The organism is Spirosoma humi, assembly GCF_054776575.1.
In genome coordinates this window covers 62,988-76,368 of the sequence record NZ_BAAHBR010000017.1, presented here as the reverse complement: position 1 = coordinate 76,368, position 13,381 = coordinate 62,988, and the positions used below count along the sequence as shown (strand labels likewise).

Here is a 13,381-nt window from a genome sequence, read left to right as displayed (position 1 = left end):
GACAAAAGCGGCCGAAGCCGCTTTTTGTCAGGTAAGTCGATTTCCAGAACGTTAATCGAAACTCTGAATCATGTTCCGGTACATGGTGGTTGCTTTCCACTGTCCACCGGCAATGATCCGCCGAACTGTGTAGAGCGGCATACTATCATCGCGTTTGTCGGCCAGCGTAAACGCGGCTGCATAGCCCCGCTGTTTCAGTTCGGGTAAAGCCTGCTTGTTCCAAAGGCCAAATGGATAGGCAAAGTAGTTGACGGGTTTCCCGATGATAGCTTCCAGCTTTGCTTTAGGCTCCTCGATCTGGATTTTCCAGTCTTCGCCCTGGTATTTTTTCACGTTGTGGTGATCCCAGGTATGCGCGCCAATGGTATGTCCCCGATCCGACAAATCTTTGATCTGCGCTTTGTCCATATACGGCTGTTTGCCATGACGGCCTATGGCCACGGTCATGATGAAGAACGCTCCTTTGAACCCATGCTTTTCGAGTTCGGGAGCCGCCACAGTATACTGGTCAAGGTCGCCATCGTCGAAAGTAAGCATAACGGGCTTCGACGGCAGCGGAGCCCCGGTAGCCAGGTAGGCGTAGAGTTGATCGGGCAGTACCGTATGGTAACCGCTGTCGGCTAGCATCTTCATCTGTTCGCGGAAAGCCGCCACGGGAATGATATAATCTTTCGCCGATTTGGAATCGCTCGGACGCCAGTCTCGGATCTGGTGATAACACAAAATGGGAACCTGCGGACGCGCCAGAATCGTAGCGGCATCAGCTATTTTACTGGCGGGAATACTGGCTGGCGTTTCGGCCGGGCTTTTCTCGCCGGGTTTATCGGTCGATTTTTCGGCGACGGTGAGGTTGCTGGCTGGACCAGCTGCCGAATCAGCCGCGTTTTCGGTGGCAGTAGATCCTTTGGACTGGCAACTTGACAATCCATTGGTGAATAAAACAGAGAGGCCAACGGCCAGGGCAAGCGGTAGAAACTGACGACTGAACATAAGACAAGAATATGCACCAAACATAATGAAAACTACATTGTCACCAACAGAAACACCAAAAATAGAGCAAACTTTATTTCTGTTTATCGTGGCTGAGTAGGTTAAAGTTCAGCTGTCTTATAGACCAAAATGTCTACTATTGGTGAGAATGAGATACAAGAGTTTGCATCTCTACGGAGTCATTTCAAGAACCGCTCCTGCATATGCCATCGAAAGCTTTCCATTTTCGGGTTATGTATGTCGCCGAACGGCAACCGTAGCGGTTGACCATGAAACTGCTTGAGATTATAGGGACTCGATACGTTGTCAGCTAAGGTGGGAGAGACAACGACACGCAGTTGTTCATCCACAGCAATCATTCCCTTGTCGAAGGCGGTATGCAGGTTCGGGCAAAGGGCAATGCCATTGGTCACTTTGTCGTCACCGGAAATACTGATCGGAACGATATGACAGGCTTCGACCAGCGACAAGCCATCCATACTGATGACTTTCATACCCGAAATGGCACAGGTAAAGTCGTATACCTTAGGCACTAATCTCTTGAACAATCCACCGCGTACGAAACGAGTTTCTTCATCATCTATTGGCTGTAGAGGCACATACAGCGCTTCCCGCTCATTAAGAAGATACGTTTCCAAATCATGCAGATAGCTGCGTCCGGCGTTTTTAATACGAAGGAATTCAGCTTTGGTTGCACTGAAGTAGTAGTCGAGCAGGACGGTTTTTAACTGTAAGCGAGCATATTCATTCGTCAGTAAGAGAAACAAATCCTCGGCGAAATAGCCATAATCAAGCCGGTCGCTGAGAGTTTGAACACTTCGGATGTAGACATCCAGTTTACCCCCGCTTTTGGTTTTCAGAAACCAGAATCCTTCATTTTGAAGGTAGAAAAACGGCTGTGTAAAATCGTCCTTGTGGGCCGTTTGAACCAGCAAGGAAAAATTCTCTTTGAAAGTCGCTACCAGTTCGGGCGTAATCGTCACCCGGTTTTCGGTAATGAGCTGCTTCTCCAGAAGTTCGAGCAAGGTGATTAGAAAAACGGGTTTATGTGGAGCTTTCCCGTATTTGGTACCCCCCTGCTTGAGCTTTGTAAATTTCCGGCTGTAAATGGCTAAGTGAGTCTGGTCTGAAAAAGGCATAAGTCAAGGCAAATTGAACAGCTAAAGATAGCGTAGTGCCCAACAAACTTTCGGTCCCGCCTATTCGCTATTTTTAGCCGTACACACTCGTCACCTTCATTCACCACCCAACGTTACAGTAAAAACCACTTCCCGAACGGGGTATTAATTAGCCGTAATTGTCTTTACTGAACGTACTTAACTAAACACAACGAATGAACAGACGGGAAGCATTATCGAGGGTCGGTCTGATGCTGGGCGGCACCCTTTCGGCCCCGACACTACGGGCCTTCGATCGCTGGAACCAGACAAGTCCGGGAAATCGGATAAACAGCGGGTCTGTACTGAATGAAGAGCAGCGGGAGATCATGGCGCGAGTGGCCGACCTGATTATTCCGAAGACAGATACGCCGGGGGCCATCGATGCGGGAGTTCCGGCTTTCATTGAGGTAATGCTACGCGATGGCTATACCAAACCCGTGCAGGATGTGTTTCTGGCGGGTCTCGGCGATCTGGCGGGCAAAGGGTTTCTGACCGCTTCGTCCGACCAGCAAACAACGATCCTGAAACAAATCGAAACGGCTGCGCTGGCCAACGCCAAAACCGGTTCGGTGTCGTTCTGGCAACTGATCAAAGAGCTGACGGTCTGGGGATATTTTACTTCGGAAGCGGGCATCAAGTCATCACTGGACTATCAGCCGATTCCGGGAAAATTCGAAGCCATCAAGATCAAGCCGGGTCAGAAAGACTTCATGTACGGCAACCAGGTTTAATCCTCAACCTAAAATATCCCCGTATTACTTGCCATCGTCCCCAACCCCCTAAAGGGCTTAGGTTGAGAATAGTCAAGCTATAGCCCCCTTTAGGGGGTTGGGGCAAAACGCCGAAAAAACATAATACACAATGTATTTAACCCCTTCACTACGTCGATCTTTCATTGTATGAACCTGAATATAAACGCACAAAAAGCCCAAACCTTCGACGCCATCGTGGTGGGTTCGGGTATGACAGGGGGCTGGGCCGCCAAAGAACTAACCGAAAAAGGATTGAACGTACTCGTGCTGGAACGCGGCTACGAGATTAAGCACGTTGAGGATTATAAAACAGCCATGCAGGACCCCTGGGAGTTCGAGCATCGGGGCAAGATTACGACCGTAGCCGCCGAAGAGCACTATGCCAGCATGTTCTTCTCAGCCAAGGAGGGCAGCCAGTTTAACTTCACCAACGACAAAGAGCATCCGTACATTCAGAAGCGGCCATTCAACTGGATTCGAGGATACCATACCGGCGGCAAATCGCTGATCTGGGGCAAGCATACCTACCGCTGGAATCGGGAAGATTTCATGGCGAATGCCAAAGAGGGCCTTGGAATCGACTGGCCTGTTCGTTACGAAGATTTGGTGCCCTGGTACACTTACATCGAAAAATTCGTGGGCATCAGCGGGCAGGCGGAGGGATTGTCCGTTTTGCCGGACAGCACCTTTCTGCCCCCTATGGCGATGACCGCTCCGGAAGTGCATTTCAAAAAATCCGTCGCCCAGAAACTAAATCGCCCGATGACCATAGGCCGGGTGGCGCACCTCACCAAACCACAGCCCTGGCATTCGGCAGTGGGCCGGGCCAGCTGTCAGTTCCGAAACCGCTGTACGCGGGGTTGTCCGTTCGGGGCTTATTTCAGCTCGCTGGCGGCCACCCTGCCAGCCGCCCGAAGCACCAACCGGCTGACGATTATTCACAACGCCATCGTGAAAGAAATTATTCTGGATGATCACGCCCAGAAAGCCAAGGGCGTGCGGGTCATTGACCAGAATACGATGGAAGTGCGGGAGTTCTACGCGAAAGTGCTTTTCCTGAATGCGGGCACAATTGGTTCTACGTCGATCCTGATGAACTCAAAATCAGCCCGTTTTCCGACGGGGCTCGGCAACGACAGCGATCAGTTGGGCCGCAATCTGATGGACCACCACCTGGCGGTTGGGGCCAGAGCCGATATTGACGGGTTTGAGGCCGACCACTATTTCGGAGCGCGTCCGGGCAGTCTGTACATCCCGCGCTTTCGGAACTGGGGCAACGACAAACGAGACTACCTGCGCGGGTTCGGGTATCAGGGGGGAGCCTCCCGCGCCGACTGGTCGAGAGGTGGTACGGAGCCGGGGTTCGGAGCTGATTTTAAGCAGAAGATGACGCAGCCCGGCCCCTGGAGAATGAGCCTGACCGGCTTTGGCGAAGTGCTGCCCGACCCGAATAACCGGTTCTACCTCAGCCCCGACAAAACCGACAAATGGGGATTGCCGCAGGTTGTGTTCGACGCCGATTTCAGTGCCAACGACCGCGCCATGCGGAAAGACATTATGAACGACGGAGCCGAAATGCTGGAAGCCGCCGGTTTCAAGAATGTTGTTCCCTACGATAACCCGGCGGCCCATATGGGATTGGGTATCCACGAGATGGGAACCGCCCGCATGGGCAAAGACCCAAAAACATCGGTGCTCAACAAATACAACCAGGTACACACCTGTAAAAACGTATTCGTTACGGATGGCTCGGCGATGGCGTCGGCCTCGAACGTAAATCCGTCGCTGACATACATGGCCCTCACCGCACGGGCCGCCAGCTATGCTGTAGCGCAACTGAAAGCGAGGAATCTTTGAGGGGGCCTTAAGCGACTAGACTGGTTTTCCTGGTACCAAAGCAACGTCACCCACCCTCGTTAGTGTTGGGGATGGATTCGGGAAGGGAAACGTCGGGGAGCGTTTCAGTCATCAACTTTATCACTCCATGACCTGGAAACAAGTTATTGATCCGTTCGGAAATCTCACGCTCTCGGTACTGGTAGCGGCACTACCCGTTCTGTTTATCTTCTGGGCACTGATTATCCGAAAAATGAAAGGCTATCAGGCGAGTTTGATTGCAACGGGAATTGCCATGCTCATTGCGACGCTGGTGTATGGGATGCCGGTCAAACTCGCTCTTTTGTCGGCAGCGCATGGGGCGCTGTATGGGCTGTTTCCCATTTGCTGGCTCGTGCTTATGGCTGTGTTTCTGTTCAACCTCACCGTCAAAAGTGGCCAATTCGAGATCATTAAACATGTCATGGGGTCGATCACGACCGACCGCCGGTTGCAGGCGCTGTTGATTGCGTTTTCTTTTGGCTCGTTTCTGGAGGGTACGGCTGGTTTCGGGGCACCGGTAGCCATCACGGCCGCCATGCTGGTTGGTCTGGGGTTCAACCCCCTCTACGCGTCCGGCATCTGCCTGATTGCCAATACGGCACCGGTTGCCTTCGGCTCTATCGGTATTCCCATTACGGTGGCCTCGCAGGTATCGGGTATTCCCGAACTACCCATTTCGCAGATGGTGGGCCGCACGTTGCCTGTTCTGTCGGTCCTGTTGCCTTTTTACCTGGTGAGTATCATTGCTGGGGTTACCAAAGCCCGGGAAATCTGGCCCGCCGTAGTGGTCTCCGGCATTTCGTTTGCCCTTCTCCAATACATCTCGTCCAATTTTTTAGGGCCTGCCCTGCCCGATGTCATTGCTGGTCTCGGGTCAATTATTTGTTTGATGACCTTCCTGCGTTTCTGGAAGCCTAAAACCATCTGGCGTTTCGCCAATGAACCGGCGGTAACCAGCAACGACCCTGTCAGCTACACCGCCAGCCAAACGATCCGTGCCGGGTCGCCGTTTATTGTCCTGACGATTCTGATCATTGCCTGGGGTATCCAGCCCATAAAGGACGTACTCAACGCGACAGGGATGCTCCAGTTCGAGTTTCCGGGTTTGCACAACGCGATACTTGGGCGTGACGGCAACCCCATCCCGAAACTAGTCAAAGTCAATTATTTATCCGCTGCCGGAACAGCCATATGGGTCGCTGCCCTGGTAGCCATTCCGCTGGTTGGCTTAACCTACCGGCAGGGAGCCAGTGTGTTTGTGGCTACCCTGAACCAGTTAAAATTCCCCATTCTGACCGTAGCCGCCGTGCTGGCGTTTGCTTACATTGTCAATGACTCCGGCATCACGCTCACGCTGGCCGATGTCCTGGCTCATACCGGCTTTCTGTTTCCATTTTTCGCTCCCATACTGGGCTGGCTGGGGGTATTTATTACCGGCTCCGATACGTCGGCCAATGCCTTGTTCAGTAAACTCCAGTATGCCACGGCTCAGTCAATTGGCGTTGATCCAGTTGTAACGGTGGCGGCCAACGTATCGGGTGGTGTCGTGGGTAAAATGATTTCGCCCCAATCCATCGCGGTGGCCGCGGCTGCCGGTGACCTGGTCGGCAAAGAATCCCAACTGTTCCGGTTTACGGTGAAACACAGCTTCATTATGCTGGTCTTTATTTGCTTTCTGACCCTCGCCCAGTCTTACGTCCTGAAATGGCTCATTCCGGTCTACGAGATGATCGACGCGAAGAGAGCCCCCGTTTTACCGGATCTGTCGCGAGGGTATCTCTATCTGGGTATATTGGCGGTGGTTTTGGTGGGAATCGGAGTTACAATCAGGACGATGGTTGGGAAGTCAGCTGTTTTACCACCGTCACCTCTTTCACCACCCCCAACCCCCTCCTAAAACAGGAGGGGGCTTTATGACGGGGTATCCTTATCTTAGCCCTTCCTGTTTTAGGAGGGGGTTGGGGGCGGTAAAACAGCCGACTCACATATCTCTTATCAACAACACAAACAAGAAAAACTCAATCATGAAGATTGTTGTCTTAGATGGATACACATTGAATCCGGGCGATTTATCCTGGGAAGATCTGGAGAAATTAGGCGATCTAACCGTTTACGACCGAACGTCGCCCGATGCTGTGGTGGAACGGGCAAAAGATGCCGACATCATTTTCACCAATAAAACGCCACTCAACGAGGCCCTGTTGACCCAGCTACCATCGGCCAAATTCATTGGCGTACTGGCAACGGGATATAACATCGTCAATACCGATGTGGCCCGAAAACAGGGCATCACCGTCAGTAATGTGCCGGGTTACAGCACAGCGTCGGTTGTTCAACTGACGTTCGCCCTGCTCCTCGAACTGACCCTGCACGTTCAGCGCCACAGCGATGTTGTACGCGATGGCAAGTGGGCTCGCTCAGTTGATTTTAGCTTTTGGGATTATCCGCTCATTGAGCTGGCCGGAAAAACAATGGGCATCATTGGCTTCGGTAGTATTGGCGAGCGTGTGGCCGATGTGGCCACGGCTTTTGGTATGAACGTTATGGGGTCTAAACGCCACCATACGGATCAATCGCACCGTAAGAATTTCAAGTGGGCCGAAATCCCGGAGCTGCTGGAGCAATCGGATGTGGTGAGTATTCACGCGCCCCTCACGCCCGACACCCATGGCCTGATCGACAAAGAAAACCTGGCACGCATGAAGCCTACCGCCTTTCTGCTAAACACCGCGCGAGGGCCCATCGTGGTCGATAAGGATTTGGCCGATGCCCTGAACAAGGACGTTATCGCCGGAGCCGGGATTGATGTCTTATCGGTTGAGCCACCGGCCGCCGATAACCCATTGTTTACGGCCAGAAACTGCCTGATTACCCCGCACATTGCCTGGGCCACGCTGGAAGCCCGCACGCGGCTTATGCAAATTACCGTCGCGAACCTGACGGCATTCTTGAACGGGAATCCGGTTAATGTAGTCAATTAGCCAGCCTCTTATGGATCCAATCCGCATCCTGATTGCACCGAATGCGTTTAAACACAGCCTGAACGCGACGGATGTAGCGACGGCCATTGAACAAGGATTAACCCAAAGCCACCTCAACTGCGTTTGCGCGTGTTTTCCCGTTGGCGACGGGGGCGATGGTACGGGGACATTGATGATTCAAAGACACGATGGCTTGCTCATCCCGGCAACGGTCAACGACCCGCTCGGCCGCCCCATAGCCTCGTCTTTCGGATTGGTAAACAACGGGCATACGGCGGTCGTCGAAATGGCGAATGCGTCGGGGCTTCAGCTACTCAAGCCCGACGAGCTGGATCCCCTGCGAGCCACGTCGTTCGGTACCGGTGAACTGGTCAGGCTGGCGCTCGACAAGGGCGTCCGGGAAATTGTACTGGCTGTTGGCGGATCGGCAACGGTAGACGGGGGCACCGGCATTTTACGCGCGCTCGGTATCCACTTCCTGGCGGCTTACGAGACGGTATTAACTACGCCCGAAAGCCTGACCGATTTGGCAACCATTGACGTATCCGGTCTTGATCCGCGCCTATCAGCCTGTACGGTGACCATCCTTTGCGATGTAGACAATACGCTGGTAGGCAATCAGGGATCGGCGGCTGTTTTCGGGCCGCAGAAAGGGGCCACTCCCGAAAGCGTTAATAAGCTGGACGCCAGTCTGCGCCGGTTTGCCGAGGTCGCTTACCGTCAAACAGGACTGGACATGACGCAAGTAAAGCATGGCGGTGCTGCTGGCGGAGTAGCCGCGGGGCTTCATACATTCCTTAATGCAAACCTGGTCAACGGGATCGACTTTTTTCTCGCGTTTACGAATTTTGGAAAAGCACTGGATCAGGCGGACCTGGTCATTACCGGTGAAGGCAGCCTGGACGAGCAAACGCTGTATGGAAAAGGGCCATTCGGCGTCGCGTTTCAGGCAAAGCAGAAAAAACTGCCCGTGCTGGGCCTAGCAGGCAAAGTTTCGTTGGAACCAGACGTATTGAGCCCGTATTTCGACGTAGTGCTGGCCATCGGAAATGAACCGGCTGACCTAGAAACGGCTATGCAACTGACCCGCCAAAACCTGACACGTACGGCCCGGCAACTGGGCAATTTATTGGCCTTAACGGGTATCACTAACCAAAAGCTTTAGCGTAACTGTGTGAATTTTTTGTCATTCTGAGGAACGAAGAATCTTAATGTGTCCTTGCTCGTGTGAGGACACATTAAGATTCTTCGTTCCTCAGAATGACAAAAATGCCAGAATACGTTTATTACGGTGTAATAAGTGGCTTATCATCCTAACCAATTGCCATTCGCTCGGTATACCCTTTTGAGATAGCCTTTCTGGTCTGTTTGTAGTTACCATACTGATGGTTAACGTAACCACTTAAAAAACGACAAACATGAAAAGGCTACTACTCATGAGTGCTCTGCTGGTTGGGCTAACGGCTTTTGGTGCTGAAGCCCAAACGACGAACGCGGGCAACCGGAGCAAAAAGGGACAACCTAAATCAATCAGGCGCTCGCCAGACAGTAATCCGGTGGCCGACAGCGCGGCTATGATGAGTGCCACAGACGATGGGGCAAGTGGGCAGAGTGGCCGGCCGGTCGTTAACCCATCGGTTCCCGTTACGAAAAGCGATTCGCCCAAAAATAAAGGACGTAACCGCAAAGCTAAACAAGGCTCCTGAAGCGCTAACGAACAGGCCGACTGCCTAACCGGCCCAGCCTCTGGCGATGCCCGGCAAAACCTTGTCTAGACTCCATACGTTGATTCTGTTTACTAACCGACTCAACGTATGGCAAGATACTGCTTGTTTATAGGCCTTTACCTCACGTGCTTTTCGTTGGCAAGCGCGCAGGTTGCTCCTTATAAAAACACGGTCGGCATTGGCGTCGACTACATGAGCCTGGATGGTCCCGACGATCTTGGGCTCCGATACGTTGCTCGGTATGCCCGCCATATCGCCAATGATCGGATCGTATTGGAAGGCAGTCTGGGCTATCTTTCCATCAAAAACCGGCGGCTGATTATCAATAACGTTTATGACGAAGGGCGTCCGAGAGAACGATTGACCGTTGACTTTACTGTTTCCGTTGATTTCCTTCGCCATAGTCGACATGCGTTACGTTTAGGGGCAGGTCCCTCTATCTGGTACCGCAAAGACGATTTACTGCAAAGTGCTCAGTTCAGCGTTCAACAGAACGGTACCATAACCGATGTGACCATTGTTCGAAACCGGATAGACGAAACGAATTTTGGTTACCACATCAGAGGTGAATACGAATACGCCTTTACACCCCGCACGACACTGGCTGGAAGAGTGGGAATCGCAAATTTAAACCAGGCAGGCTTTAGCTCGATAGCAGGTCTAACCCTGGGTCATCGCTTTTAGCTGGTCTATCGCACAAATTCCAATCAGCTCGCGAGCTGGTTTAACAAAACAGCGCGCCAGCCGTTGGTAAGAGCGAATAAGCATTGTTATACAACCTATGGAATACAGAAAACTGGGAGAATCAGAGTTAAGCGTTTCCGCTATTACGTTCGGGGCCTGGGCCGCTGGCGGCTGGATGTGGGGCGGAACCGAGCGCCAGGGGGCTATTGATGCCATTCGGGCTTCGTATGATCTGGGCGTTACATCCATCGATACGGCTCCGGTTTATGGGCAGGGCACGAGTGAAGAGATTGTGGGAGAAGCCATCAAAGGCATTCCCCGCGACAAAGTACAAATCCTGACTAAATATGGTATGCGCTGGGATGTGGCCAAGGGCGATTTCGGTTTCAAAAGTCAGGACAACGACGGAAACCCGATCGATGTCTACAAGTATTCCGGCAAGGAAAGCATCATCAAAGAATGCGAAGACAGCTTGAAACGGTTAGGCACCGATTACATCGACCTGTACCAGATGCACTGGCCCGACGTAACCACGCCTATTGAGGAAAGCATGGAAGCCGTACTTCGGCTGATCGAGCAGGGCAAGGTTCGCCAGGCCGGGGTAAGCAATTACAGCGTCGACCAGATGAAACAGGCGGAAACGGTTCTCAACCTTGCATCGAATCAGGTACCGTTCAGCATGATCAATCGGGGAATTGAAGAAGAACTCGTACCCTACTGCATCGAGAACAAAAAGGCCATTCTGGCTTACAGTCCGATGGAACGTGGACTGCTGACGGGCAAAATCAAGCCCGGCCATCAGTTTGCCGAAGGCGATCACCGCGCAGGTTACCGGTTCTTTAAGGAAGAAAACATTAAACAAACCGACGACTTTCTGCAAAAGATAAAGCCATTGGCCGATAGTAAAAACGCCAGTTTGAGTCAGTTGGTCATTCGCTGGACCATCCAACATCCCGGCATTACGGTGGCGCTGGTGGGAGCCCGCAATGCCGAACAAGCCGTCCAGAATGCGAAAGCCATCGATATTCAACTGGCAGCGGACGAGGTTGAGTTTATCAACCAGCAGTTGGAAGCCGTGAAGCTTGTGTAGTTCGATACACTCGTGAAGAAGCGTTGTGTCGTCATCGATAAGATGATGCCGCAACGCTTTAGTTTACCTGTCCAAACCAAACCGCCATTTCATTGGGTCCCCGGTGCGACCAGGCATAGTAGGGAATCAGGTTGAGCGAACGGCCGGGCGCGTTGCCCGACAGCGACACAATACCGCCCAGCTTTTCGGGCTGCAGCGTTGGGGTGAACGTCATACCAGCCGGAATCGCCAGGGTCAGGGCTTTCCCACCGTTGTCGACGCCTTCGGCACAATACAGAATAGGGCCGCGCTCAATGGCTACTTTATGATGATCATCGGCCACCTGTTCATCCGCTTTTACTTCCCGAACGGGCATGTCCAGCGTCCAGTCAAGCCGGTCGCCGGGTTTCCAGGTCCTGCTAACTTTGGCATAGCCATTGTCGACCGTATACTTGACCACCTGGCCGTTTACCCGCAGGATCAGCGGTTTCGACGCCTTGTTCACGTAGCTATATAAGCGACCGGGCATGGGTTTTCCCGACGCCCAGCCTGGCATCCGAATCTGGAGCGTGAACGGCTGCGCCTTCTCCGGCCGAACCGTTACCGACACCTTACCGTCCCAGGGATAGTTCGTCGTCTGCTGGATTTTCACCGGCTTTCCATTGACAACCAGCTTTGATTGGTTGGTCAGAAACAGGTTGACAAACAGGTTATCCCCTTTTGTGGCATACACATAACCGGGCAGCGATGGCATAAACCGTACGACGTTGGTCGGGCAGCAGGATGTACCGAACCAGGGCGCGCGGGTAGCGGCCTGCCCTACGTTGAACTTGCGCTGGCCGTCGGAAGCCAGTGGGTTGACGTAAAAAAATGAATCGCCTTCGAGCGAAACGCCCGACAAAAACCCGTTGTAAAGGACCCGCTCAAACACATCCATGTATTTTGATTCGCCCGTCAGCAGAAACATGCGGTGATTCCACAGCATATTGGCGACGGCCGCGCAGGTTTCGGCATAGGCAACATCGTTGGGTAACTCGTAGGCCGCGCCGAATGCTTCGCCATGACCGCGGGCACCCAGGCCACCCGTCAGGTATTGTTTGCGCTCAACGACGTCGCTCCAAATGGCCAGCAGGGCATTCATATAGGCTTTGTCCTGCTGAATGGCCGCAATGTCGCTCATGGCGGCATACATATACCCCGCCCGCACGGCATGCCCAACGGCCTCTTTCTGCTGGGTAACCGGCACCTGATCCTGTAAGTAACTGGCCCCCTGACCCGAATTGGCCGGATCGGGGAAGAGGGTTCGCTTGTCGGAACGTCCACGCATGTCAAGCAGAAAACGGGCGAAATCCAGGTATCGTTTGTCGTTTGTAACCCGGTAGAGTTTGACCAGTCCAAGCTCGATTTCCTGATGCCCCGGCACAACGATCAGCTTGTCGGGACCGATGGTCCGCATGAGGTAATCGGCATTTTTCAGGGCCACATTCAGAAATGATCGCTTGCCTGTCGCCAGAAAATGGGCAACGGCCGCTTCGTACATATGCCCCACGTTGTAGAGTTCATGACTCCCGGCTACGTACGAAAACCGCGTTGGCCCCGCCTGGTTATCTTTTTTATTCGTGCTGTCTTTCAGAATCGTACGGATGGTGTATAAATAGCCATCCGGCTCCTGGGCTGCGGCAAAAAGTGTAATCAGGCTATCCAGATACCGATCCAGTTGAGGATCATATTTTGTCTGGAGGGAATAGGAAGCACCCTCCACGACTTTGAACACATCGGAGTCGTCGTATCGTAGCCCACGAAACGTCCCTTTGGCGAGCCCCCCGGCAATAGCGAAGTTGCTAATCCGGCCCGTTTCCTCGCATTTCTTAAAATCGAACGGAATGGTTACCGTCCGGTTGGTGGTTAGGCGGGGTTGCCAGAAACCACCGTTTATCGTTACACTCGTGAAAGGCACCGGCACAATGGGGTAGTCCTGCGCCGGGGCAACGATTGTCCACAAAAGAAATAGTGTCAAGAAAGCCGTTTGGGGCATCACGTAGGATGGATTCATGGGGGTATGCTCTCTAAATTTTCCTCTTGCACACTAGCCCGTTACGGCACTATGCAAGAGGAAGAATTGACGATTAAACCAACTAAT

At 52.8% G+C, this 13,381-nt stretch carries 11 protein-coding genes; 8 read left to right on the top strand and 3 right to left on the bottom strand.

The features are described from left to right. Nucleotides 1-51 precede the first annotated feature (51 nt). Nucleotides 52-990, bottom strand: coding sequence for a polysaccharide deacetylase family protein (locus ACYU8Y_RS22550; RefSeq protein WP_460940392.1), 939 nt, complete (start codon nt 988-990; stop codon nt 52-54). A gap of 179 nt (nt 991-1,169) precedes the next feature. Then, on the bottom strand, nt 1,170-2,129 hold the full coding sequence (locus tag ACYU8Y_RS22545; RefSeq protein WP_460940391.1) for an HNH endonuclease: 960 nt from the start codon (nt 2,127-2,129) through the stop codon (nt 1,170-1,172). 194 nt (nt 2,130-2,323) lie between these two features. Between ACYU8Y_RS22545 and ACYU8Y_RS22540 the strand changes: the two genes are divergently transcribed. The 8 genes from ACYU8Y_RS22540 to ACYU8Y_RS22505 all read left to right on the top strand — a co-directional run bounded on the left by ACYU8Y_RS22540 (nt 2,324) and on the right by ACYU8Y_RS22505 (nt 11,262). Beyond that, entirely contained in the window at nt 2,324-2,881 is a 558-nt protein-coding gene (locus ACYU8Y_RS22540; protein ID WP_460940390.1) for a gluconate 2-dehydrogenase subunit 3 family protein, read from the top strand. 168 nt (nt 2,882-3,049) lie between these two features. After that, a complete protein-coding gene (locus tag ACYU8Y_RS22535; protein WP_460940389.1) occupies nt 3,050-4,759 on the top strand; it encodes a GMC oxidoreductase in 1,710 nt (569 codons plus the stop codon). A gap of 127 nt (nt 4,760-4,886) precedes the next feature. Next, entirely contained in the window at nt 4,887-6,677 is a 1,791-nt protein-coding gene (locus ACYU8Y_RS22530; protein WP_460940388.1) for an L-lactate permease, read from the top strand. Nucleotides 6,678-6,804: 127 nt separating this feature from the next. After that, the gene (locus tag ACYU8Y_RS22525) at nt 6,805-7,761 is read left to right on the top strand and encodes a D-2-hydroxyacid dehydrogenase (protein WP_460940386.1); all 957 of its coding nucleotides are present in this window, start codon (nt 6,805-6,807) and stop codon (nt 7,759-7,761) included. A gap of 10 nt (nt 7,762-7,771) precedes the next feature. After that, the gene (locus ACYU8Y_RS22520) at nt 7,772-8,926 is read left to right on the top strand and encodes a glycerate kinase (protein ID WP_460940385.1); all 1,155 of its coding nucleotides are present in this window, start codon (nt 7,772-7,774) and stop codon (nt 8,924-8,926) included. 253 nt (nt 8,927-9,179) lie between these two features. Next, nucleotides 9,180-9,467 carry a hypothetical protein gene (locus ACYU8Y_RS22515; protein ID WP_460940384.1) on the top strand — a complete coding sequence of 96 codons (288 nt, stop codon included), beginning with the start codon at nt 9,180-9,182 and terminating at the stop codon, nt 9,465-9,467. 108 nt (nt 9,468-9,575) lie between these two features. After that, nucleotides 9,576-10,172, top strand: coding sequence for a hypothetical protein (locus ACYU8Y_RS22510; protein ID WP_460940383.1), 597 nt, complete (start codon nt 9,576-9,578; stop codon nt 10,170-10,172). A 97-nt stretch (nt 10,173-10,269) separates the two neighbouring features. Continuing rightward, a complete protein-coding gene (locus ACYU8Y_RS22505; protein WP_460940382.1) occupies nt 10,270-11,262 on the top strand; it encodes an aldo/keto reductase in 993 nt (330 codons plus the stop codon). 58 nt (nt 11,263-11,320) lie between these two features. Here the strand turns inward: ACYU8Y_RS22505 and ACYU8Y_RS22500 are convergent, their stop codons facing one another. Then, the gene (locus tag ACYU8Y_RS22500; RefSeq protein WP_460940381.1) at nt 11,321-13,294 is read right to left on the bottom strand and encodes a glycoside hydrolase family 127 protein; all 1,974 of its coding nucleotides are present in this window, start codon (nt 13,292-13,294) and stop codon (nt 11,321-11,323) included. Between the last annotated feature and the right edge of the window lie 87 nt (nt 13,295-13,381).